This is a genomic window from Microcoleus sp. K4-B3 (genome assembly GCF_036704615.1).
Lineage (GTDB): Bacteria > Cyanobacteriota > Cyanobacteriia > Cyanobacteriales > Microcoleaceae > Microcoleus.
Map to the genome: position 1 here is coordinate 16,375 of NZ_JAUBSF010000064.1, position 24,189 is coordinate 40,563.

The 24,189-nt window shown below is 44.3% G+C and carries 17 protein-coding genes; 7 read left to right on the forward strand and 10 right to left on the reverse strand.

What is annotated here, in order from left to right; genetic code table 11:
• Positions 1–50: 50 nt before the first annotated feature.
• The 3 genes from QUA78_RS22855 to QUA78_RS22865 form a co-directional block, all read right to left on the reverse strand.
• Positions 51–1,832, reverse strand: coding sequence for a hypothetical protein (locus tag QUA78_RS22855; RefSeq protein ID WP_333302483.1), 1,782 nt, complete (start codon positions 1,830–1,832; stop codon positions 51–53).
• 280 nt (positions 1,833–2,112) lie between these two features.
• The gene (locus tag QUA78_RS22860; protein ID WP_333302481.1) at positions 2,113–3,084 is read right to left on the reverse strand and encodes a DUF459 domain-containing protein; all 972 of its coding nucleotides are present in this window, start codon (positions 3,082–3,084) and stop codon (positions 2,113–2,115) included.
• A 5-nt stretch (positions 3,085–3,089) separates the two neighbouring features.
• Positions 3,090–4,505, reverse strand: a complete 1,416-nt coding sequence (locus tag QUA78_RS22865; RefSeq protein WP_333302479.1) for an MBOAT family O-acyltransferase — start codon at positions 4,503–4,505, stop codon at positions 3,090–3,092.
• Between the two features lie 275 nt (positions 4,506–4,780).
• Between QUA78_RS22865 and QUA78_RS22870 the strand changes: the two genes are divergently transcribed.
• Positions 4,781–7,702, forward strand: a complete 2,922-nt coding sequence (locus tag QUA78_RS22870) for an AAA family ATPase (protein ID WP_333302478.1) — start codon at positions 4,781–4,783, stop codon at positions 7,700–7,702.
• A gap of 293 nt (positions 7,703–7,995) precedes the next feature.
• Here the strand turns inward: QUA78_RS22870 and QUA78_RS22875 are convergent, their stop codons facing one another.
• Positions 7,996–8,226 carry a photosystem II protein, Psb35-related gene (locus QUA78_RS22875; protein ID WP_333302476.1) on the reverse strand — a complete coding sequence of 77 codons (231 nt, stop codon included), beginning with the start codon at positions 8,224–8,226 and terminating at the stop codon, positions 7,996–7,998.
• 589 nt (positions 8,227–8,815) lie between these two features.
• Between QUA78_RS22875 and treS the strand changes: the two genes are divergently transcribed.
• Positions 8,816–12,187 carry a maltose alpha-D-glucosyltransferase gene (gene treS / locus QUA78_RS22880; RefSeq protein ID WP_333399033.1) on the forward strand — a complete coding sequence of 1,124 codons (3,372 nt, stop codon included), beginning with the start codon at positions 8,816–8,818 and terminating at the stop codon, positions 12,185–12,187.
• A 201-nt stretch (positions 12,188–12,388) separates the two neighbouring features.
• Here the strand turns inward: treS and QUA78_RS22885 are convergent, their stop codons facing one another.
• Positions 12,389–12,709, reverse strand: coding sequence for a 2Fe-2S iron-sulfur cluster-binding protein (locus QUA78_RS22885; RefSeq protein ID WP_333302474.1), 321 nt, complete (start codon positions 12,707–12,709; stop codon positions 12,389–12,391).
• 112 nt (positions 12,710–12,821) lie between these two features.
• Positions 12,822–13,469, reverse strand: a complete 648-nt coding sequence (locus QUA78_RS22890) for a sigma-70 family RNA polymerase sigma factor (RefSeq protein ID WP_333302472.1) — start codon at positions 13,467–13,469, stop codon at positions 12,822–12,824.
• A gap of 221 nt (positions 13,470–13,690) precedes the next feature.
• Between QUA78_RS22890 and QUA78_RS22895 the strand changes: the two genes are divergently transcribed.
• On the forward strand, positions 13,691–14,479 hold the full coding sequence (locus tag QUA78_RS22895; protein ID WP_333302471.1) for a phage Gp37/Gp68 family protein: 789 nt from the start codon (positions 13,691–13,693) through the stop codon (positions 14,477–14,479).
• Here QUA78_RS22895 and QUA78_RS22900 read toward each other — a convergent pair.
• The 3 genes from QUA78_RS22900 to QUA78_RS22910 all read right to left on the reverse strand — a co-directional run bounded on the left by QUA78_RS22900 (position 14,457) and on the right by QUA78_RS22910 (position 20,244).
• Entirely contained in the window at positions 14,457–15,572 is a 1,116-nt protein-coding gene (locus tag QUA78_RS22900; protein WP_333302469.1) for a three-Cys-motif partner protein TcmP, read from the reverse strand. The two genes, QUA78_RS22895 and QUA78_RS22900, sit on opposite strands and share 23 nt — an antisense overlap.
• Positions 15,573–15,609: 37 nt before the next feature.
• Complete coding sequence (locus QUA78_RS22905; RefSeq protein ID WP_333302496.1) at positions 15,610–19,323, reverse strand: hydantoinase B/oxoprolinase family protein; 3,714 nt, start codon at positions 19,321–19,323, stop codon at positions 15,610–15,612.
• Between the two features lie 72 nt (positions 19,324–19,395).
• Positions 19,396–20,244: a M28 family peptidase gene (locus tag QUA78_RS22910; RefSeq protein WP_333302467.1), complete on the reverse strand. Its 849-nt coding sequence runs from the start codon at positions 20,242–20,244 to the stop codon at positions 19,396–19,398.
• 47 nt (positions 20,245–20,291) lie between these two features.
• Between QUA78_RS22910 and QUA78_RS22915 the strand changes: the two genes are divergently transcribed.
• Genes QUA78_RS22915 through QUA78_RS22930 form a run of 4 tightly spaced genes read left to right on the forward strand, consistent with a single transcriptional unit; the run spans position 20,292 to position 22,922 of the window.
• Positions 20,292–21,491 (forward strand): AAA family ATPase, encoded by a 1,200-nt coding sequence (locus QUA78_RS22915; protein ID WP_333302466.1) that lies wholly within the window; start codon positions 20,292–20,294, stop codon positions 21,489–21,491.
• A gap of 1 nt (position 21,492) precedes the next feature.
• A complete protein-coding gene (locus QUA78_RS22920; RefSeq protein WP_333302465.1) occupies positions 21,493–22,155 on the forward strand; it encodes a phage tail protein in 663 nt (220 codons plus the stop codon).
• Between the two features lie 51 nt (positions 22,156–22,206).
• Positions 22,207–22,506, forward strand: coding sequence for a hypothetical protein (locus tag QUA78_RS22925; protein WP_333302464.1), 300 nt, complete (start codon positions 22,207–22,209; stop codon positions 22,504–22,506).
• On the forward strand, positions 22,503–22,922 hold the full coding sequence (locus QUA78_RS22930; protein ID WP_333302462.1) for a PIN domain-containing protein: 420 nt from the start codon (positions 22,503–22,505) through the stop codon (positions 22,920–22,922). Before QUA78_RS22925 ends, QUA78_RS22930 begins: the two co-directional genes overlap by 4 nt.
• Positions 22,923–22,935: 13 nt before the next feature.
• On the opposite strand, the gene QUA78_RS22935 is transcribed toward QUA78_RS22930, so the two are convergent.
• A complete protein-coding gene (locus QUA78_RS22935) occupies positions 22,936–24,009 on the reverse strand; it encodes a DMT family transporter (protein WP_333399034.1) in 1,074 nt (357 codons plus the stop codon).
• Positions 24,010–24,189: the final 180 nt, after the last annotated feature.

Consider the following 24,189-nt stretch of genomic DNA (forward strand, 5'->3'; position numbering starts at 1 on the left):
TCTTTCTCTGACGCGCCCTACTGAGGGGATTTAGGGAGTTTTCAACACTTTTAATGCGATCGCACCGACGGTACAAACTGCTGCAAGTAACTCTTTTGCCACAAAATAGAAAAACTGCTGCCTATTTGGCTTAAGCTATCAAATTTAGGAATTAATTTAGATTCTCGGCGCTGGTCTAAAGCAGCGAGCGCCGAAAAGAATACAGCTAATACTAACAAAAATACCACCATCACACTAAAGAAAATAGTCCAATAAACTAGAAATTCGCTTGTGTAGCTGACCCCGAATATCCAGTTAATCACTAAATCCGATAAATACAAAAACAGCCCTACTGAAAACCCCACCGCGAACAATAGCCACGTCCACCTAAACATATCTGTTGCAGTCTTGCTATTTTTGGACGAAGAAAGTTCTAACTCTCTAATTTTGCTGTTAATATTTGATGTGAGTTCATACAAAGTAGACTGCAAAGAATCTCTGATATAATTGAGTTCGTTGTCGAGGTTTATGCACTGCTCGGATGTGCTTTTGTCAAAGCTCAGGTTTTGGAGTTTTTTGCGGTGTGCAGCCAGTTTATTATCGAGGGTATAATCCCATTTTTCCAGCCGATCTACAGTCAAATACAAAAGTTCCCTATTAGCATCTAACAAGCTCTGGCAATCTACGATAGACTTAACTAACTTGCTAAGATTGTTGATCTGCTCCTCTACAGTATTTTGGTATTCCCTCTGTTTAGCTGACAAGAAACTTGCGATCTCGACATCCCGATCGCCACACAGCGACAAAGCCTCACAATACAAGTCGTCAATTTCCATTTTACCGAAATACAGTGAAGCTTTGCAATCCTCAATTTCGGGAAGAGTCAGACATTCTAAGGGCTGATATTGTACATTAATTACATTAAATTTATATACGAGCGCTGTCAGAATCTGCGCCGATTTGCGGTCAAGCTTGTCTTTGTAAGGTTCTAAAATAATTGCAGCTAGATTTTTGACTCTCGCTTCAGGGTGGTGCAGGAACTCAAAAATTTTGGCAAGTATTTTGGATAATTCCAAGTCATTAAAATTATTTTCCGCAACTTCCAAAAAGCTTGTCACCGCTGCATCGTTTTCGGCATTCAATTTGTACGGGCCCGTAACTGCGATCGCAGCAAATACTCGATCGATCCAAAACAAATATTCCTCACAATCCATTGGCAGGTTCGGCAGCAGCCAGCTAGGGCCGTACACCCAAAAATCGAGACAATTCTCATCTTCCTTAATGCTGTCATTGCTACTGTCCCCCAAAGCAAATTTGTTAATTCCTAACAGTTTAATTTGCTCTTCTACAACCAGTCGCTCAATTTCCGCTGCATTGATTGTGATATTGACAGTACCTTCCTTGCCTTGTCGTTGCTCTGCTTCATCCAACCAAATTGACTTAATACTAACAGCCGCAGACCACCGAATTAAAGGAGTCGATCCCCTTACCGCTTCCTGTTCTAGCGCCACCAGCAGATTTTTGCTAAAATCACTTGCTCTAGCCGCTCTCTCACTTGATATCAGCTCATCTCGCACCTTCCCCAATGCCTGAATTGCCAAAGCGCGAAACAGCAAATTCGGATGCGGTTTTCTGACGGATTCCGGTATATTTCCCCTTAATATTCCGCGGTTCGGTACGCCCAAAACTTCAGCAAAAGGCTCGCTCCCGCACTGTTGCAGGATTTTTTCAATTAGGTTTATTCTTTGCCAAGGTTGAGTATATTTAGTGAGAGTGAAGATTAGCGCTATGCCAGTACACCCCATTGACTCAGGGATGTTATTGCGATCGAGTTTCCACAGATTGCTCGTCATAATTTGTCGCGATGACAATTACTATATCTTGACCCTGTTGTTTGATGCTCAATTCAACTTTACCTCTACTGCTGCTTTTTGTCAATATTAGTCCTGGACGTATAGGGAATTAGAAACCCGGTTTCACGAGTAAATTTCTCATAACTCAAGCCTATATTTTCCCTATAAACCTGGTTGAAGAAGGCAAATGTGCCTCCCGAACTAAATATATTATTTTGCAATAATTGTCAAATGTCCAAATTTTAGGTTTAGCCACCAAATAAAACCAAACCTACTATAGTCATTTCTTTGTCGGAGCTTTTAATATTTTGTCCTTCGCCATTTCGTCAACGATTAAGTCGCTGATAATCTGAGCTCCGTGGGCTGTAAAATGCAAGCCGTCATTATTTTTTACATAGCCTCGCTTACCCGATTTATTGGCAACTACAGGAACCAATTTCCCGGCTTGTCCAAATGTCTCCCAAGTAGAAATAAATTCAATTTTGGATGAAGATTTGCTGGCATTTTTATAAATATCGTTCATGATGGGAAAAGCTTTGAGATAAAAAGATTTCTTAGGTGTCGATTGACCGATCCAATACACTTTTCTCACAGATGACGAATCCAGTAACTTGGCATATTTTTCAACTCTTTCTTGATAAGCTTTTTGCCATTCTTTCGTCAGAACAACCCGGGCTTTTCCTTGAAAATCAATAATATTTTGAGGGTCATTTGCTCCGAACAAAACTATCACTACATCCGGCTGGTAATTATTCATTATTTGGCGAGTTCTGGCATACCAGTCATAATAATCTATCCGATTTAATCCAGTCGAGACTTTGTAGTCGATTTTCGTATCGGCGATATTGTATTTTTTTTTAAGAGTGTACTGGAGTTGAATTCCTAAGTCGAACATTACGGAATCTCCAATAAATAAAAATCTGCGATAAGGTCTGGTCAGTTTGGGTTTAGCTGGTGTTGTTTTTTTAGCAGTAGCCGGCTTTGGGGGTTCAACGGCCACTTTTGTTTCGGTTTTGACAGGAGGAAGTTCTGGTTCTTTGGGGAGGCTATCGAAGTTAATATCTTTAATTTTGCTCCAAAAATCTTGTTCGGATTTTCGGAAACCGTCTATTTCTATCTGGCGCGCGGCTTGTTTAATTTCTGCACTGGCGAAAGGAGTTGAAGCAAAGCTTTTTAGAAATAATGATAAGTTTGAAAATATTAAAGTGAGAATTACAGAAGTAACAATCAGCAAAATTTCCCGGTCTTTCATATTTCTTAGAAATTAAAGTAAATAAAAGGCGGAACGGTACTCGGCCCCAACATCAAGATAGTATACACGAGCAGCGAAACTAAGACAACCCGAAAGAAAATGTTTTTTAATGACAATACGGTTTGCAATAGTTTCGCGAGGCGATCGCCCCACAAGTTGATAGCGCCGATGACTGCAATTACTAAATACAATTGCCAAAAGTTAAATTGAAAAGTTGCGACGGCAGGATGGACAATTCCTTCAAAAAAACTCACCGCAGTTTCCCAGTTGGGAGTGCCGAAAAATACCCAGCTACAAGTAACAAAACTAAATGTTAACAACCAACTGCAAAATTTAGCAAATCTGGGAAAGGCATAGTCTAATTTAAAGTGGATAGCTTGGGGGATATCTTTACATAAATGGTTGACAATTAATCCTAAACCGTGAATTGCTCCCCAGAAAATAAAGTTTAAACCTGCGCCGTGCCAAAATCCACCGATCGCCATTGTCATCAGTAGATTTAGGTACTTCCTGAATTTGCCGTATTTGTTGCCGCCAAAGGGAAAGTAAACGTAATCCCTCAGCCACTCTGAAAGACTGATGTGCCACCTTTTCCAAAATTCTTGCAGGCCCAGCGATCGGTATGGCATATTAAAGTTGGCAATGGGTTTAAAACCCAGCAAACAGGAGATGCCGTTGGCTAAATCCGAATAGCCGCTGAAATCTACGTAAATTAAACAGGAATAGGAAATTGCCGCGAGGATTAAATCGATGCTGCTGTACTGCTGGGGGACTTTGAATGGCAAGTCAGTGAAGTTAAACAAAAAGCTCGATAAAGTATATTTTTTGAATAGTCCAGACAGAATCAAAACTATAACTTCTTCGATTTGATAGTCGTATTTTTCCGGTGAATTTAGCTGCCAGTAAAATTCGCGAGCTCGCGAGATTGGCCCGGAGGCAATTTGCGGAAAGTAGGTAATGTAGGCGGCATAGTCTACAAATTTTGGACAGGGGATTTTTTGCTGGTAGCAGTCGATTAAATGAGAAATCATTCTAAAAGTGTAGAAAGACACACCGACGGGGGCGATTATTTGCAAAACTGGAAAGTTGGCTGGAATTTGTAGCTGGTTCAGTACCTCAAATAAAGAAGTTACAAAGAAGTTGCAATATTTAAAGATGCCGAGATAGCCAATGTTGAAAATTAGACCGGAGATTAAAGCAATTTTTTTATACTTACTGTTGCAGAGAACCCGGAGAATGATATAATTGTAGACTGTAGAGAAAATGAGGAGTAAGAGAAAGTCAAAGCTCCAAAACGAATAAAATAATAAACTCGAAGCTAACAAGACAATTTTATACAAATCGACTTGGGGTTTCACAGAGACGATCGCGCTAAAAATAATTAGGAAAAATACTAAAAATTGGTAAGTGGGAAATAGCATAAATCTCAGCCGATAAAAAATCTTGTTTCTGGCAATATTTTTATAAGTACGGCCAGCCAACCTATCCCGAAGGGAATCGCCAGAGTCGGTCTGAACGCACCAAATTTCGGGGTCGATTGCGGACTGTAAGCTTTTGCAACAGGTCAATTAGGTCACAACTTCCGCCTTAGTTAACCGCGCTCATAAATTCATAATCCTGTTTAAAGATTATGATGGTTGTGAGACGATGTATTAACGGATAACAACAGGAATCCCCTTGATTGCGAGGAACCAACGTGCAGCCAACAGACCCTAGCAAATTTACAGATCAAGCCTGGGAAGCCATTGTCAAATCCCAGGATGTAGCCCGCCGCTTTGCCAATCAGCAGCTAGAGGTTGAACATTTAGCCATCGCCCTTCTCGAACAGCAAGGCCAGGCCAACAGCATTCTCAGCAAAGCTGGAGTCGATGCCCCCCGCTTGGCGCAGCAGTTAGATGCTTTTGCCAAACGACAGCCCAGAGTTGCCAACGCTGACCAACTATACCTCGGTCGCGGCTTAGAAGTTATGTTAGATGTTGCCGAGGCCACCAGGGCGACTTGGCAAGATAATTTTATCGCCGTTGAACATTTATTAATTGGCTTAGTAGAAGACGAACGAGTCGGCCGCAGGTTGCTGACAAAAGGCGACGGCCCGCCGGGCCGCCCCGGTTACGATCGCAAACCCCCAGCCGGTACGCTCGATCGACCAAAACTAGAAGAAGCAATCAAATTAGTCCGCGCCACTGCTAAAACCCAAGAAAAAAATTCCGAAACGGGAAAAGGCAGCCGCAGCAGCGCTAAAGCCCAAGATCAAGATGGCGAAGCTAACTCCGACGCCCTCAGCAAGTACGGCCGCGATTTGACAGAAGCCGCCAAAGCCGGCAAACTCGACCCAGTAATCGGCCGCGACGAGGAAATCCGGCGCGTGGTGCAAGTTCTTTCCCGCCGCCAAAAAAACAATCCGGTGTTAATTGGCGATCCCGGAGTGGGAAAAACTGCGATCGCCGAAGGTTTAGCCCAGCGAATTGTCAACGGCGACGTACCGGAATCTTTGAAAAATCGCCAGCTATTTAGCCTCGACATGGGCAGTTTAATTGCTGGGGCAAAATTCCGGGGCGAATTTGAAGAACGATTGCGGTCTGTTCTGCGGGAAGTCATCGATTCCGACGGGCAAATTGTCCTATTTATTGACGAATTGCACACGGTTGTCGGCACCGGCGGCGGTGGCAGTTCCGGTTCGGGAATGGATGCGGGAAATTTGTTAAAACCGATGTTAGCTAGAGGCGAATTGCGCTGCATCGGCGCTACAACTCTCGACGAATTTCGCAAAAATATTGAAAAAGATCCTGCACTGGAACGCCGATTTCAACAAGTATTTGTCGGCGAACCCAGCGTTGAAGATACTGTTTCGATTTTGCGCGGATTGAAAGACCGTTACGAACGCCACCACGGGGTAAAAATTACTGATTCGGCCCTAGTAGCTGCTGCAACTTTGTCTTTTCGCTATATTTCCGATCGCTTTTTGCCTGACAAGGCGATCGACCTGGTAGATGAAGCGGCCGCCCACTTGAAAATGGAGATTACTTCTAAACCTGTGGAATTGGAAGGAATCGACCGCCGGGTGATGCAGTTGGAAATGGAAAAATTGTCGATCGAAGGCGAAGGAAAAGGTGCTCTAGCCCCTGGGCTCGGCTTCCGCGTCGAACGCATCACATCTGAGATTGACATTTTAAAAGTCAAGCAGGAAAAATTGTCCTCTCAGTGGTTGGGCGAAAAGCAGTTGTTGGATGCAATCAATAAATTGAAAGCAGAAGAAGACCAATTGCGAGTCCAAATCGAACAGGCAGAAAGGGCTTACGATTTGAATAAAGCCGCACAGTTAAAGTACGGCAAGTTGGAAACTGCGGTGCGCGATCGCGAAGCGAAAGAAGCGGAACTTTTGAAACAGCAAGCTCAAGGTTCTTCCCTGCTGCGCGAAAAAGTTACTGAGGGCGATATTGCGGAAATTGTCGCCAAATGGACGGGCATTCCGGTTAATCGGTTGTTAGAATCAGAACGCCAAAAATTGCTGCAATTGGAAAAACACTTGCACCAAAAAGTCATCGGTCAAGAGGAAGCTGTAACAGCCGTGGCAGCGGCAATTCGGCGCGCTAGGGCGGGCATGAAAGACCCCGGCAGGCCGATCGGCTCTTTCTTGTTTATGGGCCCCACAGGCGTCGGAAAAACTGAGTTAGCGCGGGCGTTGGCGGAGTTTTTGTTTGACAGCGATGATGCGATGATCCGCATCGATATGTCGGAATACATGGAGAAGCAAAACGTCTCCCGGTTAGTAGGAGCTCCTCCCGGATATGTCGGTTACGACGAAGGGGGACAACTTTCGGAAGCAGTGCGGAGACGTCCTTATTCGGTAGTGCTGTTTGACGAAGTGGAAAAGGCACACCCCGATATATTTAACATTTTGTTGCAAGTGTTGGATGACGGCAGAATTACCGATTCTCAAGGTCGAGTGGTTGACTTTAAAAATACCGTAATTGTGATGACCAGCAATATCGGCAGCGACCACATTTTAGACGTGTTTACTAAGAAGGAAAAAACCGCCAAAAAACCTGCTACTCGGAAGCAGGAAACGAAAGATTTGTCAAGTCAAAAGACAGATTATAAAGTGGCTGCCGACGGTACTGTTGAGGTGTCGGCCGAGCGAGTCGATACTCCCGAAAAGAGTGAAAATGAAAATTTATTGACTCAAGAACGGGAGACAGACCAAGAGTACGAACAGATGTTAAAACGAGTGATGGCAGCGCTGCGATCGCACTTCCGGCCGGAATTTCTTCAGCGGGTGGACGAGACAATTTTGTTCCACACTTTGAGCAAGATCGAATTGCGGCAAATAGTCAGCATTCAAGTCAAGCGGCTCGAGCGTTTGTTGGCCGAGCAAAAAATTACTTTGGAACTGTCGGATGCGGCGAAAAACCATATCACAGATGTCGGTTACGACCCGGTTTACGGCGCTCGTCCCTTGAAACGCGCCATCCAGCGGGAGTTGGAAAACCCGCTGGCAAACAAGATTCTGGAAAATGCGTTTGTGGAGGGCGATACAATTGCGATCGACTGTGAAAATAACACTTTGCAATTTCGCAAAAAAGAGTCTCGCCCAGCGCTGACAGGTAAGAGTTTGTAGTTGCCGAATAGTTAGGAACAGGCAAGATGCCTGTTCCACAAACAATCAATTTTCTAGTGGAACAGGCATCCTGCCTGTTATTAAAAATTAGGGACAGGCAAGATGCCTGTTCCACAAACCATCAATTCTCTTGTGGAACAGGCATCCTGCCTGTTATTGAAAATTAGGAACCGACATCTTGCCTGTTCCACAAACCATCAATTCTCTTGTGGAACAGGCATCCTGCCTGTTATTGAAAATTAGGAACCGGCATCTTGCCTGTTATTGAAAATGGTGAAACCTGTTACTTGATATCAAGAATTCGAGATGGTGCGGCTGCCGTAAGCATCCATGCTGTAGGCGGGAACGCGAACGCTGTAATCCATCTCTGTTGCTGTGATTGCTACAGCCAATTTTTCAAAAGATTCATCGTTCCAATTCCGCTCGTGGATAGGCTTTGACTGTTCGCCCAGGAAATATGCTTGAGTGCCAATGACTGAGACTGCTACCCAACCGACGATTAAAAGAGCGATTACAATAGCCATATTTGCTTTTTCCTTAACTTTTGTTGCTTTATGTAAACTAATGTAACGAAAATTAGTGATAAACGTCAAGGTACTGTAATGTCGTGGCAACCGTCCGGCAGGTAGTAAATACCGCACCTAATCCTGAGTCTGTAGGGTGTGCTTAGTGTCAACAAGGGCTCGATCCCCCCTAGCCCCCCCTTAATAAGGGGGGACAAGAGTGTTCTCAAAGTCCCCCTTATCAAGGGGGATTTAGGGGGATCTAGACTGGGCTACCAGCGAGAGATACACAGGGGTTTCAGGCTTAAGTTGACACGCATTGGTAGGGTGTGTACCGCGCACCGGTCTTTCGGGTGTGCACCGCGTATATGTACCCGGATTGTGAACTGTATCCGAAATAGCAAAACTGATTTTTAGGATTTTATAGTTAAGAAATTATAAGTTTTGCATTAATAAATTACGATTAAAACTCTGCCGCTGGCATGAGGAATCGCCGCCAAATTATGAGTTATGATTTATCAGTTTGGATTTGAACTAACAAAGCCCAATTACCAAATTGCAAGGGTCAATTCCCAATTACCAATCACCCATAAAAATCATGCCAAAGTCAATGTTAAATGACGACCCCTTGTGGTTTAAAGACGCGATTATTTACGAAGTACCAGTTCGCGCTTTTGCAGACAGCAATGCAGATGGCATCGGCGACTTTCGAGGACTGACGGAAAAACTCGATTACCTGCAAAACTTGGGAGTAACAGCAATTTGGGTACTGCCATTTTTTCCCTCGCCGCTCCGAGACGACGGCTACGATACATCTCACTATACCACCGTCAACCCAATTTACGGTACATTAGAGGATTTTAAAGACCTGTTAGAAGCAGCGCACCAGCGGGGAATTCGAGTCATTATTGAGTTAATTGTCAACCACACTTCCGACCAGCACGCTTGGTTTCAGCGATCGCGCCGCGCCCCAAAAGGCAGTAACGAAAGAGATTTTTATGTGTGGAGCGACACGCCGGAAAAATATCAAGATGCTCGGATTATTTTCCAAGATTTTGAGACCTCTAATTGGGCTTGGGATTCGGTAGCAAAAGCTTATTACTGGCACCGTTTTTATTCCCACCAACCAGATTTGAATTACGACAATCCCGCCGTCCGCCAAGCCATCTTAGATGTGGTAGATTTCTGGTTGGCACTGGGAGTAGACGGACTGCGCATGGATGCCGTGCCTTACCTGTACGAGCGCGAAGGTACTAACTGCGAAAACCTGCCAGAAACTCACGTATTCCTCAAGCAATTGCGGCAGCACGTAGATAAGAAATTCCCGAACCGGATGCTGCTGGCTGAGGCGAATCAGTGGCCGGAGGATGCGGTTGAATATTACGCTGCTGGGGATGAATGTCACATGAACTTTCATTTTCCGCTGATGCCGCGTTTATTTATGGCTTTGTATATGGAAGATAGCTTCCCAATTAGCGATATTCTCCAGCAAACTCCGCAGATTCCCAATAACTGTCAGTGGGCATTATTTTTGCGGAATCACGATGAATTGACGCTGGAAATGGTGAGTGATGAAGACCGAGATTATATGTATCGGGTTTACGCTCAAGATACTCAGGCGAGAATTAATTTGGGCATCCGTCGCCGTTTGGCTCCTTTGATGGGAAATAACCGCCGCCGCATCGAGTTGATGAATGCTTTGCTGCTGTCTCTTCCGGGTACGCCGGTGCTTTACTACGGCGATGAAATTGGTATGGGAGATAATATCTATTTGGGCGATCGCAACGGGGTGAGAACTCCGATGCAGTGGAGCGGCGATCGCAATGCCGGTTTCAGCCGCGCTAACCCGCAGCGGCTTTACGCGCCGCCAATTGTTGACCCTGAATATCACTACGAATCTATTAACGTGGACGCGCAGCGGGCGAATCCGAGTTCTCTGTGGTGGTGGATGAAACGCCTAATTGCAATTCGGCAGCGTTTCCAAGCATTCGGCCGCGGAACTTGCGAGTTTCTGTACCCGGAAAACCGCAAAGTTTTAGCCTTTGTGCGCACTTATCAAGACGAACACATCCTCGTAGTGGCTAATTTGTCGCGCTTCGTGCAGACGGCAGAATTAGACCTTTCGCCTTTTAAAGGTGCTGTTCCGGAGGAGATTTTCGGCCGTACAGAGTTTCCAGCAGTTGGCGAGTCGCCTTACTTTTTAAGCTTGAGTTCTCACACGTTTTACTGGTTTACTCTTACTGTTAAACACGAAGATTTTTCGCTGCACGGTTTTCACACAGACTTGCCGAGTTTGGCAGTCATAGGTAGTTGGAAAACTGCTTTTTCTACAAGTCAGTTAAGCGATATGCTGCTAAATCTTTTGCCGGAATACTTGCGGCGCAATCGCTGGTATAGCGGTACAGACAGGACAATTCAATCATTAGAAATAAGTGAGATTGTGCCTGTTGAATGTAAAGATAGTGCCGGGGAGGAATCTCAAGTTTACATTCTGTTTTTGCAGTTGAATTATACTGAAGGTATGCCGGAAACTTACGTTTTGCCTTTAGGTTGGGAAGAGATGAAAGGCGATGCGGACGATCGGGCGATCGCGCGCCTGCACTTCCCAGAAACCAACAAGGAAGTCGGGGTACTATTTGATGCTGCTGGGGACAAAGGTTTTCTGAGCGCGCTGCTGGGGGCGATCGCCACTTCTCGCAGTTACAGAGGTGCTGCAGGTCAACTGCTAGGAATTGCCGACAGTGCATTCAGCTCCGAACAAGATTTATCGCACCTCGAACCTCACCTGTTCAAAAAAGAACAAAGCAATACATCCGCAGCTTACGGCGACCGCTTCGTCCTGAAAATATTGCGAAAAGTCGAGGAAGGAATCAACCCCGAATTAGAAATCGGACGCTTTTTAACCCATCGCAACTCAATTCAACACTACGCTCCAATTGCCGGAGCATTGGAATATCACACATCAGGAAAACAAGTCCTTACCGTCGGAATACTGCAAAAATTAATCCCCGACAGCATCGACGCTTGGTCTTATACATTAGACACACTGCGCGACTATTTCGAGCAAGTAATGACAGTAGAAGCAAAGCATTCCGGCGAGAATTTATCTACTGCCCCCGAAAATTATTTACCGAGCGCTTTGACGGGACAAATGCAGCGGAACTCAAACTCGCTAGTAGCGGATTTATCCCTAGAAATTCCCGCCTTAGCTCGCGAACTCATCGGCTCTTACTTAGCATCAGCCGAACTTTTAGGTCAGCGGACAGCCGAACTTCACCTCGCTTTAGCTGCTGACACAGAAAATCCCGCTTTTGCCCCAGAAAACTTCACCTCCTTTTACCAGCGTTCCATCTATCAACACATGAGAAATCTGGCCGGAAGAACTTTGCTGGATCTGAAAAAACGGATGTCCAAACTGCCGCCAGAAGTACAAAAATCCGCTCACAAGCTCCTCAACCGCGAAGAGTTAATCATGGAACGTTTCAAGTCTATTTTGAACTTGAGAATCACGGCCGATAGAATTCGGTGTCACGGGGACTTTCATTTCGGGCAAGTTCTTTATACAGGCAAAGACTTTGTAATTATTGATTTCGGAGGAGAACGGAATCGACCGTTAAGCGAGCGGCGGATGAAGAGGTCGCCCCTGCGAGATGTTGCGGGAATGCTGCAATCTATAAGTTACGCTGTTACTTTGGCACTCCGCAATGAAGTAGAAAGTGGGATGATTCGCCCTGAAAATCTCCCGGAGATGCAGCAGTGGGCGAACGTTTGGCTCCGCTGGGTCAGCCTCACTTTTCTTAACAGCTATTTGGTAACAGCAGGCGATGCCAATTTCTTGCCCAAATCTATACCGGAACTACAAGTTTTGTTGGATGCTTACATTTTGGAAAAAGCGGTTGGCGAGCTAGCGTACGAACTTAATTACCGCTTGGATTGGGCGGAAATTCCGATGAAGCGGATTCTACAATTGCTGAATTTATAAGGGTGGGTTTATCTATACTCATTAGGGTGCGTGACTTTCTAGCCACTAAAGTGGCAGCGAGATGCTGGAGAGTCACGCACCTTACACCATACCCAATCTACTTTGATAACGATTTGCTCGGCGAATATAATTCGCTCTTCTACAAACAAATTCCGCGCCCAGCGAGGCTAGAATAAAAGATGGTAAAAAAGTGATTTCCTATTACTTAAAATAAAGAGCAGCTTGATATAAAACTTGTTCTTGATGAGTTAACAAAGTACAGTCAGAAAGCGGGTAAGCCACACAAGTAACAGCATAGCCCGCTTGCAATTCAGACGGCTTCAAAAACTTTTGTTCGCTTTGGTCGATTTCACCGCTCAGCAGTTTTACAACGCAAGCAGAACACTCTCCTTGCTTGCATCCATTCGGCAAGCGGATGCCGGCATCTTCTGCCATGTCTAAGATATACTGGTCGTCTGGTACTGCGATCGTGCGATCGAGCGCGAGATCCTCATTCACCAACCGAACTTGATAAACTGCCATTTTTTTCTTATTCCTCGCGAAAGGGCGGGTTTACGATGCTGTTAGTCCTAGCAAATATTTCGGGTAAAACCCGCCCCTACAAGTAGAAAGGGCGGATTTATATTGGGTATATCTAGACAAGTGCTTCTTGATAATCGAGATTTTCATCGAGATAAATAGCCCGAATATCCTCCGGCAAATTTGATTCTAAAGTTTGATATCCTTTTTGCAGCAAAGCCTTTACCTGAGCGGGCGAAATAGCTTCGCCTTCTGCTTGCAAATAAGCTGCAATTCGAGTTTCGCTCCAGCGGAAAGTCTGAGCCATCAACACCACTAAACGCGGCAGCGGGGCTAACAATTCCAAGGCTTGTTTGACGTAACACCACAGAGGAGGCGGAGCCGATTGCAAAGAATAGTGAATCGACTCAACAGGGGGCAATTCAGCTTGATTTATGCAGACTGCGGTGACATTAATCAGCCAGTTTTGGAGACTGAGATTTCCGCCGTCAGACTCTTGGATTTCGCGGCGCAAATCGAGGCCTCGGAGTTCGTGATAGATGTGCAGCCAAGTGTGGGCAAACAGGTAATCGCCTTGTACGGGCGATCGCACGGAATGGCGAATCAGGGAGTGTACAATTTGAGCATAGCGGCCAAAAATTGCCGTGAAGAAGCGACCCTGATCGGGATGGTTTTGAAACAGAGTCAATAATTCCTGGTCGCTGTGATGGAACAGGGATTTGACCACAGGATGGTTGAGTTCGGAAAAATTAGGTGTTTGCACAATTGTTCTGGAAAGGTTTGGAGAATAAATGCTGGTGCAGCCCGATTCTACACTACGATCTACATTTGATGCAACTACTTAAAAACTGTTGATATTTAAGTCAATTAATTATATAATAGAGTTGTTGGTGATGCTGCATTAATCTAAATTAATACATATAAACTCTATGTATCCAGCGCACCTAAAAAAATAATTAGTTGTTTCAATGGTAAGGTTATTGTATGTCTAGCATTAATACTGGTATCGAATGGTGCGATCGCACATGGAATCCAACAACTGGCTGCGATAAAGTCAGTCCCGGTTGTACGCATTGTTATGCTGAAGCATTAACAAAACGGTTTCATACTAATTTTCCTAACGGGTTTACTTTAACCGAATACCCAAAGCGCTTGAACGAACCTAAGAGTTGGCGAAAGCCGAGTCGCATTTTTGTTAACTCAATGAGCGATTTGTTCCATGAAGATGTTTCTCTTGAATTTCTGAAACAAGTCTTTGATGTAATGCGTGAAACTCCTCACCACATTTATCAAATTCTTACGAAGCGACATGAGCGTTTAGTAGAGTTAGCTCCTCAACTTGAGTGGTCGGATAATATTTGGATGGGGGTGTCTGTTGAAAATCAAAACTATGTTCATCGTGTGGATCATTTGCGACAAGTCAATGCAAAGGTACGCTTTTTATCCTGCGAACCACTTTTAGGGCCGTTACAGCTTGATTTAACAGGAATTCACTGGGTAATAGTTGGGGGAGAGTCGGGGCAAAAACACCGTCCGATGCAAGCCGAATGGGCACAAAGTATTCGGGATCAATGTCAGGATGCTGGAGTCGCGTTTTTCTTTAAGCAATGGGGAGGTAGAACACCTAAAGCTGCTGGGAGACTGTTGGATGGGAAAATTTGGGATGAGATGCCCGATGTGTTGGATCGGCATTTAACAAAGTGCAAACAGCACACACTGGAACCCAATCGAAAAAGCAACAACGTAGGTGTTACTGCTTTGCTGGAAATGTGATTTTTACCGTCTCTGCCAGTGTATTTTTTCTTCTTTTATTAACAGGTGGATCGGTGATAATTTTTCCCTCCGCCTCCAGTTTAAGCAAAACCTCCCTGTAGTTTTTCTCAATGTAGCGCTTGCCAACGTGATGGCGATTATAAATGTCTACTCTAGTTAATGTCTGAGCTGCAAATTCATCCATAAGCATATTTTCAAGCTCATCAAGAGGTCGGTAAAGTTCATATAACAAAGGATACTTGGGTGGCGCTGGATTGTACTCTAAAGACGGAACACCTTGTTTAAAACTAGAGCTTTCTCCAGCCATGACACCTTTCATAATTGAATAACCCAATACATTCTTTGATACAAAAATCAGGTGATGGCTAGTCCTATTGCCGCTCTCATTTTTGAACCCAAAGGGTAGTACATATGAACCACCTATTTCTTTCAATGCCTGACAGATAGCTTCCACAATTATTAACTCTCGCTCGTCTGGTTGCTTCGACTCAAGCTGTTCTCTCAGATGATCTGCTCGTTCTTTACCAAAAAGGGCGTTCATATGGGACTCTACTGCTGCATTATTCAACCCCATATTAATCCGGTTGTAGTTGAAGAAAAATATGCAATCGCATCCCCAACTAATGATTAGTGAACCAATTAGTCTAAGTGACAAGCCTTTGTAACCCCAAGGATCAATAAAAAAGAGTGTAGGAACATTATTAATTTGCCGAACTTCTTGGACGATTTCTTCTCCAACCTCCTTATTTAAAACTTTTGGTTCATGTTGTAATCTACCTATGTTGGGGATGGCTGCTATAGCCTGTTGGAGAGAGTGAGTATTATTGGAGTCTTTATCATTAAACAGTGTTACTAGCATTTCTGACATATCTGGATCGGCAATAGCACGTTCCAATATAAGTAGTGGAGTAGACTTAGAACCGTCTTGATAGCGACCGGGCCCAGAGAACAAATCAATATAGGCAATGTTACTATTCCATTTTTTGGCTCTTGGTATAATTACCTTTGCCCAGGCCCAAAAGTATTTAGCAACTATTTCTGACTTCACTAAAGAATTATCTCTGGACTCATCAAAGAAAGAACTGTCAGCCATCACTGTTACCTCTACACTCTAGTTCCTTTTACGGATACTACATAATAGTACCATATCCTCCACCCCCAGGAGTTTCAATCACAAACACATCCCCAGGCTGCATTTCCACAGTCGCCGTACTCCCCAAATTATCCACTTTTCCATCAACCTTTTCAACATAATTCCGCCCAACTTTCCCCGCTTCACCCCCATTCAAACCGCAAGGAGAAATCACACGCCTTCCCGATAAAATTCCCGCCGTCATTGCCTCTCGAAACCGTACTCGCCGCACCACTCCATTACCGCCGCGATGATATCCATTCCCCCCGCTATTCGCCCGAATTGCAAAACTTTCTAACAACACCGGGAAGCGCCATTCTAATACTTCTGGATCAGTTAAACGCGAATTAGTCATGTGAGTTTGTACCCCATCAGTGCCGTCAAAATCTGCAGCAGCACCCGAACCGCCGCAAATAGTTTCATAATATTGATAGCGCTGATTTCCAAAGGTAAAATTATTCATAGTTCCCTGAGAAGCCGCCATCACTCCCAAAGCACAATACAAAGCATCGGTAATATTCTGCGATGTTTCCACATTTCCGGCAACTACCGCCGCTGGATAGCGAGGATTCAGCATACAGCCTTCGGGATTGATGATTTCGAGAGGTTTCAAACAGCCCGCATTTAGAGGGATATCGTCATCTACCAACGTGCGGAAAACATACAAAACAGCCGCTTTGCACACGGCTGCGGGAGCATTAAAATTGTTGGATTGTTGAGCAGAAGTGCCAGTAAAATCTATTTTTGCACTGCGCGCAGATTTGTCAATTGTAATCGCTACCTTAATTTGTCCGCCACTATCCATCGGATAAGTAAATTCGCCATCTTGCAAAACATCAATTACCCGCCGCACCGACTCCTCAGCATTGTCTTGTACGAAGCCCATATAAGCTTGCACAGTCTCTAATCCATAATGTTCTACCATCTTGAGCAGCTCTTCTGCGCCGCGCTTGTTAGCAGCAATTTGTGCTTGCAAATCGGCTAGGTTTTGAGCGGAATTGCGAACAGGAAAATTACCCGCTTTCAGAAGTTTTAGTAATTCTTTTTCTAGAAAATAGCCCTCGCTTACTAACAGGAAATTGTCAAGCAATACACCTTCTTCAGTTACTGTTGTACTGTTGGGAGGCATGGAACCGGGAGTGATGCCGCCGATGTCGGCGTGGTGTCCCCGCGAGGCAACATAAAACAAAGGAAGGGAGGAATCCCGATCGAATACTGGAGTAATAACGGTGATATCTGGTAAATGCGTGCCGCCGTTGTAGGGATTGTTAGAAACATAAACATCGCCCGGTTGAATCGCATTGCCTTGTGCTAAAATTAAAGCTTCAACGCTTTCGCTCATCGAGCCCAGATGTACGGGAATGTGCGGCGCGTTGGCAACCAATTGCCCGTTTTTGTCGAAAATTGCACAGGAAAAGTCGAGACGTTCTTTGATGTTGACTGAGGAACTTGTGTTTTGTAATGTGACGCCCATTTGTTCCGCGATCGCCCGAAACAAATTATTAAAAATTTCCAGCAAAACCGGATCGGATTTAACCGCCGATAAACCCGAAGGAACGCGGATATTATCTGCGTCTATCTGCGTGCATCTGCGGTTCAAAATTAAATCATTATTTTCGGTGATTTCCCCTTCCCAGCCCGGTTCTATGATATTAGTTCCCGTAGCTTCAACAATCATAGCAGGGCCTTCTATGCAGTCGCCCGATCGCAAATCGTCTCTCTGATAAACAGGCGTTTCCCGCCACCCGCCAGAAACATAGGTTTGCACCGTTGAAAGTGGTTGCACGGGCAAAATGCCCGTACCGCCAGAGGGGGAAATTGTGGATGCTTCCGGCACCTCCATTCTTTCTACAACTTCCACCGAAACTGCTTCCACAATCAGCGGTTTTTCTGGCATAATAAAACTGTAACGCTGTCGGTGTGCCGCTTCAAATTCAGCCTGCATCGCCTCAATATTGTCAGCAAAATTGACCGCCAAAACTGAGTCACTTCCCTGATATTTTAAGCGCAACTTGTTAACAACTAAAACCTCTGACTCATTCTCTGTGTTCTCTGCCCCTCTGCGGTTCAATTCCCTCTTTCCATCTCCCTCCAATTCGGTTAAAATATGATGCAACTCAGGTAATAATTCTGCATTTAATTGTTGCTCGATCGCCCTTTCGCGAATAGCCCGCACATCAGCCAAACCCATACCGTAAGCGGACAACACACCCGCATAAGGGTGAATAAAGACCCGTTTCATCCCCAAAGCATCGGCGATCGCACAAGCGTGTTGGCCGCCCGCACCGCCGAAACAGCACAATGTATACTCCGAAACATCGTAACCGCGCTGAAGCGAGATTTTTTTGACAGCATTTGCCATCTTTTCCACAGCGATCGCCAAAAAACCCTCCGCCACCTCTTCGGCCGTCCTCTCGCCCCCAATTTCCCCCGCTAATTGCCCAAATTTTTGGTTTACTGCGTCAGGGGCGATCGGCAAATCTCCATTCAATCCAAATACTTTCGGGAAAAAATCCGGTTGAATTTTCCCCAACATCACATTGCAATCAGTCACCGTCAAGGGGCCGCCTTTGCGATAGCAAGCAGGCCCAGGATTGGCCCCAGCAGACTCCGGCCCGACGCGGTAGCGAGCCCCGTCAAAAAAGACAATTGAACCGCCGCCGGCTGCTACAGTGTGAATTGCCATCACGGGCGATCGCAATCTCACCCCTGCAATTTCCGTCTCAAATTCGCGTTCGTATTCGCCGTTAAAATGGGCAACATCTGTCGAAGTTCCGCCCATATCAAAGGTAATAATTTTATCAAAACCTGCCTTTTTGCTCGTTTGAACAGCACCGACAATTCCCCCAGCAGGCCCGGATAAAATACTGTTTTTTCCTTGAAATTGTGCCGCGTCCACTAAGCCCCCATTCGATTGCATAAACATTAATTTGGGGCATTGGGCATTGGGCATTGGGCATTGGGCATTGGGCATTAATAATCCCTCGTTCCCGGAATCTGCCTCTATTAATTGACTGGTTACTTGTTCGACATAACGCCGTAAAATCGGAGATAAATAAGCATCGACAACCGCAGTATCTCCCCGCGAAACTAATTTCATCAGCGGGCTGACTTCGTGAGATACTGAAATTTGGGTAAAGCCGATTTCTCTGGCTATTTTAGCAACTTGTTTTTCGTGTTCCGAGTAGCGGTAGCCGTGCATGAAGACGATCGCACAACTGCGAATTCCCTCATCGTATGCTTGCTGCAAAGACGGGATAAACTCGGGATTGACAGCAGTTAACTCCTCACCTTGAGCGCTGTAGCGTTCTGCAACTTCAATAACTCGATCGTACAGCATCTGGGGCAAAACAATGTGACGCGCGAAAATATTGGGGCGGTTTTGATAGCCAATTCTCAGCGCATCGCCGAAACCTTTAGTAATTAACAGAATTGTGCGATCGCCCTTTCGTTCCAGCAAAGCATTTGTCGCCACCGTCGTCCCCATTTTAATCGCTTCAATTTCGGCGGCGGGTATGGGAACATCTGCAGCAATTCCCAAAATGTCCCGCATTCCTTGAACTGCGGCGTCAGTGTAGTGTTCTGGGTTTTCCGATAGCAGCTTGTGAATGACTAACTTACCGTCGGGACTCTTGGCGACAATATCGGTAAAAGTGCCACCGCGATCTATCCAAAATTGCCAGCGAGTGCGATCCTCAAAAACAGCATTCATATCTTTACCACTCATCTTCTCTTTCCTTCCTTCGCGCCCTTTGCGCCTTCGCGGTTCGTTAAAATAAAACTGCTATATATATCGAATAGCCTCAACCAACCCCTGACAAACACCAGCCAGAAAATCCAAATCCAAAGTCTCAATCCTATCACTTCCTCGATGATAATGCGGATTTCGCATATTAGCAGTATCAGTTACCATAATAGCCGGATAATCATTATCCCAAAAAGGAACATGATCGCTGCGGCGAGTATCCGGCACAATTAAACCTCGATTCGGCACCGGCAGCCACTCGCAAGGCTGACCCGAATTGCGAATTTTACCACTCAAATTAATCAAATCGGGAACCGTCCGCAAATTGCCAATTAAAGCAATAAAATTGCCACTATTTGGATAAAAATATTTCAAGCCAGCGGGATAGTTTTGAGAATTAGGATTATGGTTGCAATAACCCAACATTTCCAAAGAAATCATTAACCGGATTGACTCTTGCTGTTGCTTGTATTTAGCTGCATGATGACTGCTTCCCAAATAACCGTATTCTTCCATATCGAAGGCGACTAATTGCACTGGATATTTTAGCGGCCCAGATGCGATATCCCTTGCGAGTTCCAGCAACACAGCAACACCAGTAGCATTATCATCGGCCCCAGGTGTTCCGGGTACAGTATCGTAATGAGCACCAATTACGATCGGCGGCAACCGCTTCTTACTCGCCCGATCGAAGGGGGGTAAATCCAAGATAAAATTGTGATGAATTCGGCCGCGCACCGAAAAATCGTCAATTTCTACAGTTCCCCACTGTGCCAACTGTTCGCGGATGTATTGCTGAGCATAAAAATGCCCTTCGGATGCGAGGTATGGGTTGCGATCGCGTACAATTTGAATCAGATGGCTGTGCAGGCGTTCCTTGAGATCCATGCGATCGGAGATACAATGAGTACACTAAGATTATATGGGATTGAATTATGATTGGAGAAGTCAGAATCGAAAATTATAAGTCGATTCAAAAGCTGAAACTAGAGTTAGGACGAGTAACTGTATTGATCGGTGAAAATGGCTGCGGAAAGAGCAATATCCTAGAGGCGATCGCCCTGGCTTCTGCGGCGGCTGATGACAAGCTGGATAACGAGTTTTTAGCTTCTCGGGGCATCAGAGTGACAGAACCTCAATTTATGCGATCGGCCTTTGAAAAGGAAAATTTAGTTAAAAATATCAATATTGAGCTCGAAGGAAATGATGGAGACAATTTTAGTTGTATTTTAGATAATGATAACTCTCCCTATTCTCAATGGGTTAATAAAAACTTCGTGAGCGCTCCTGAAAATCTTTTAGAAAATGTTGTTCCCAACTCAGATAAAGCAGAAGATGTTATCTTAATAGAAGATTCACAAGGGGTTTCTGAAAAATTAAGAAAAGAAACCTTAGAAGACAGACTAAAAACAATACTAGCCAGCTTTAATTTCACATTACACTTATCTAAAAAATTGATTTATAATTCTAAATTAATTAAATTTACAATTTACTCTCCCGAAAACCAAGCCTTACGTACTTTTGAAAAAGAAGGACAAATTCAACCATTAGGCATTAATGGTGAAGGCTTGTTTAAACTTATAAAGTTTTTGAATTCAGAAACAAACCAAGATAAACTAAATCAAATTAAAGAAAAGTTGCGATTGATAGATTGGTTTAGAGATTTTGAAGTGCCTGAAGATTTATCACCCCTGCAAAGTTCTCTCCAAATTAAAGATAAATATTTAGATAGAGATTTAACTTACTTCGACCAAAAAAGCTCTAATGAAGGCTTTTTATTTTTACTCTTTTACTTTGCCTTGTTCATTAGCGATCTCACTCCTAAATTTTTTGCAATAGATAACATTGATGCTTCCCTCAACCCCAGATTATGTCGCAGATTAATGCAAGAATTAGTCGAATTAGCAAAAAAACACGACAAACAAGTTATATTCACAACCCACAATCCGGCAGTTTTGGACGGTTTGGATTTAGAGGATGACGAACAGCGACTGCTTGTGATTTCTCGCAACCAATTAGGTTATACTAAAGCCAGACGCATTCTGGGCCCCAAACCTCTAGAGGGCCAAGAACCAGTAGAATTATCAGAGGCATTTTTGAGAGGCTATATCGGCGGACTTCCTAAGAATTTTTAATATGATTAGTTTTGGATTGATTGCAGAGGGACTGACTGACCAAATTGTAATAGAAGATATTTTAGCTGGATATTTTAATAGTGCATATATAGAGGTGACACCTCTTCAGCCAAAAAGAGATAAATCCAAAACCGGCGGCTGGACTCTAGTATTTGATTATTGTAGGTCAAAAAAATTTCAAGAAGCATTTCAATTTATTGACTATATCATTATTCAGATAGATACGGATGTTTCAGAAGATTATGGTGTACCCAAACAAGATGAAAACGGTGAGTTTACTCCCCAGCAGTTAATTGCAAAAGTTATTGAAAAGTTTAGAAGTGCGATCGGCGATATTTTTTACAGCAGATATCAACAACAAATTATATTTGCCATCTCCGTACATTCTATTGAGTGTTGGTTGCTGCCCCTGTATTATACAGACAAGAAGAAACAAGCTAAAATTAAGAACTGCCTCGATACTTTAAACCTGCAACTTGCGAAAAAACACAAGTTTACGATCGACGCTAATGCTAAAAATCCTGAATATTATCGAGTAATTTCAGAACAATATCGCAAGCATAAAGTTTTGATGAAGCATTACGCAGAAAATCCCAGTTTAAAAACTTTTATAGAACAGATTCAAAACAGAGACATTAAGATTGGTGATGAAGAGGATTGGTAATGAAACAAGTTATTATGTCATATAATAGAAACATAGTTATCGGAGATTACCATGCAAGCATACAAACTTAGAGGTAAAATCGATGCAACTGGCAACTTGGTAGTTGTGGAACCCGTTAATATGCCGCCCGGAGACGTAGAAATCATCGTCTTGCAGCTACCTGATACGGTTAAACAAGCCAGCGCGTCAGAAAATGCGATCGCACCTGAAGCACCTCAAAAAAAGTTTAAAACTAACGTGAAGGCATTTCAAGGTTTATTCGATCGAGATGCTGTACCGGAACCGCTGGATTTTGACGATCCAGACAAACAAGCAAAATGGGAATATTTAAAGGATAAACATAACTTGTGAAACTCCTGATTGACACCAATATAATAGTAGATGTTGCGCTCGATCGAGAACCTTTCTTTGCTGAGAGCGATCGCATTTTAACTTTTGTTGAAGAAGCACAAATTCAAGGCTATATTTCAGCCTCAACTTTTAGCGACCTTTACTATATTATCCGCAGAGACAGAGGCCGCGATTGGACGCTGGATTTTTTGCGGCAGCTAGCCACATTTTGTCAAGTCGCAACAGTGGATAACTCTGTTATTTCAATGGCATTAACTTGCAACTTCAAGGATTTTGAAGATGCGATTCAGTACAGCACTGCTGTCATCAATCGAATTGATGCCATTGTCACCCGCAACCCGCGAGATTTTCCGGTTACTACTCCTAGGATTGTAACTCCAAATCAGTTAATTCTTGAATTAACCAATTCTCCCTAAATTTCTCCAAGCGCTAAACTTCTGATTCCAATTCGCTAACCCGCAACTGCACGGGTAATTCTACAGAATTCAACTCTGACGATTCTAATAATCCTGTTGCTTCAACTTCTGCACTCGCTTCACCGTGCCGCACTTTTCGCAATTTCTCACCCAAAGTATCCCGCTGATTAATCAAATAAATACTCACCAAAGTCAGCCCCACCCCCATCGATTGTAGCGGATTGAGCACTTCGCCCAAGAACAAATTGCCGAACAGCAAAGCAAATACAGGCGTAAGAAAGGTAAGAGAACTTAAACTTGTTAGACTGCCACTCGAAGCAAAATAAAAGAATAAACCGTAGGCGATCGCACTTCCGAACACAGTAGAATAACCTAACGCCATCCAGCCCGAAAAATCAATATTCACAAACTGTTCGGACTCAGTTGCAGCCGAAATTGCCAACAGCGGCAAACCGCCCAAAATCATGTGCCAACCAGTCGCCACCACCGGGTCAACATACCGGCAAACCCAGCGCACCAAAACCGTACCCACAGCCATCGACAAAGCCGCCAACAGCATCAACCATTCTCCACCCTGAAACAACTGTTCGATACCCCCAGAAACCTGCGCGTTTTCAGGATGAAAAAGCCCCAAAATCCAGCCATCTGGCAACCCAATTAAACTGATGCCGACTACGCCAATCACTAATCCCAACCAGCCCCAAAAACCTATTTTTTCTTGAAACAGCCACAAACACAAAATCGCCACAGCTAGCGGTTGAGAATCAATCATCACCGAACCCAAACCCGCACTGGTTCGGGTCAAACCTTCAGCTAAAAAGCCTTGAAACAAAGTAGCGTCAACTAAAGCAAACAGCGAAATCCACAGCCAAGCTTTCGGGCCCTGCGGCTGCGGTTTTCCCATCAGCGCCGCCGCCAGCAGCACCAACACGCCCGCAGGTACTAAACGCACGAAGGCCACAAACAGCGGCGTTGTGTGCGGCATCACCCCCTTCATCGCTACCATCGCGGTTCCCCACAGGAAAAACGGCGCAATTAGCAACAGCGGGGCAAAAGGCAGTTTAGAATCGGTAAGTTTTAGCTGCATGGCGGAGACTCCAAATAATTGATGAGATTGGCTCTCACGAGAATGATGTAGATTTGTTAAGCAATTTTTACAATTATATATCGAACGTGGGTTAAGTGCGATCTAGGACTTACGCATTGACACGAGAGCTAGTTTATGTATTCAAGCAGCACAAGCAGCACTCAAGTTATCCAAAACATA

Bases quoted from the DNA above. Each gene is read 5' to 3' on its own strand.
- QUA78_RS22905 (WP_333302496.1), bottom strand. From the start codon at position 19,323: ATGAATGCTGTTTTTGAGGATCGCACTCGCTGGCAATTTTGGATAGAT.
- QUA78_RS22900 (WP_333302469.1), bottom strand. From the start codon at position 15,572: ATGGCTGACAGTTCTTTCTTTGATGAGTCCAGAGATAATTCTTTAGTG.
- QUA78_RS22885 (WP_333302474.1), bottom strand. From the start codon at position 12,709: ATGGCAGTTTATCAAGTTCGGTTGGTGAATGAGGATCTCGCGCTCGAT.
- QUA78_RS22910 (WP_333302467.1), bottom strand. From the start codon at position 20,244: ATGGATCTCAAGGAACGCCTGCACAGCCATCTGATTCAAATTGTACGC.
- QUA78_RS22915 (WP_333302466.1), top strand. From the start codon at position 20,292: ATGATTGGAGAAGTCAGAATCGAAAATTATAAGTCGATTCAAAAGCTG.
- QUA78_RS22935 (WP_333399034.1), bottom strand. From the start codon at position 24,009: ATGCAGCTAAAACTTACCGATTCTAAACTGCCTTTTGCCCCGCTGTTG.
- QUA78_RS22860 (WP_333302481.1), bottom strand. From the start codon at position 3,084: ATGAAAGACCGGGAAATTTTGCTGATTGTTACTTCTGTAATTCTCACT.
- treS (WP_333399033.1), top strand. From the start codon at position 8,816: ATGTTAAATGACGACCCCTTGTGGTTTAAAGACGCGATTATTTACGAA.
- QUA78_RS22865 (WP_333302479.1), bottom strand. From the start codon at position 4,505: ATGCTATTTCCCACTTACCAATTTTTAGTATTTTTCCTAATTATTTTT.
- QUA78_RS22855 (WP_333302483.1), bottom strand. From the start codon at position 1,832: ATGACGAGCAATCTGTGGAAACTCGATCGCAATAACATCCCTGAGTCA.
- QUA78_RS22895 (WP_333302471.1), top strand. From the start codon at position 13,691: ATGTCTAGCATTAATACTGGTATCGAATGGTGCGATCGCACATGGAAT.
- QUA78_RS22920 (WP_333302465.1), top strand. From the start codon at position 21,493: ATGATTAGTTTTGGATTGATTGCAGAGGGACTGACTGACCAAATTGTA.
- QUA78_RS22875 (WP_333302476.1), bottom strand. From the start codon at position 8,226: ATGGCTATTGTAATCGCTCTTTTAATCGTCGGTTGGGTAGCAGTCTCA.
- QUA78_RS22925 (WP_333302464.1), top strand. From the start codon at position 22,207: ATGCAAGCATACAAACTTAGAGGTAAAATCGATGCAACTGGCAACTTG.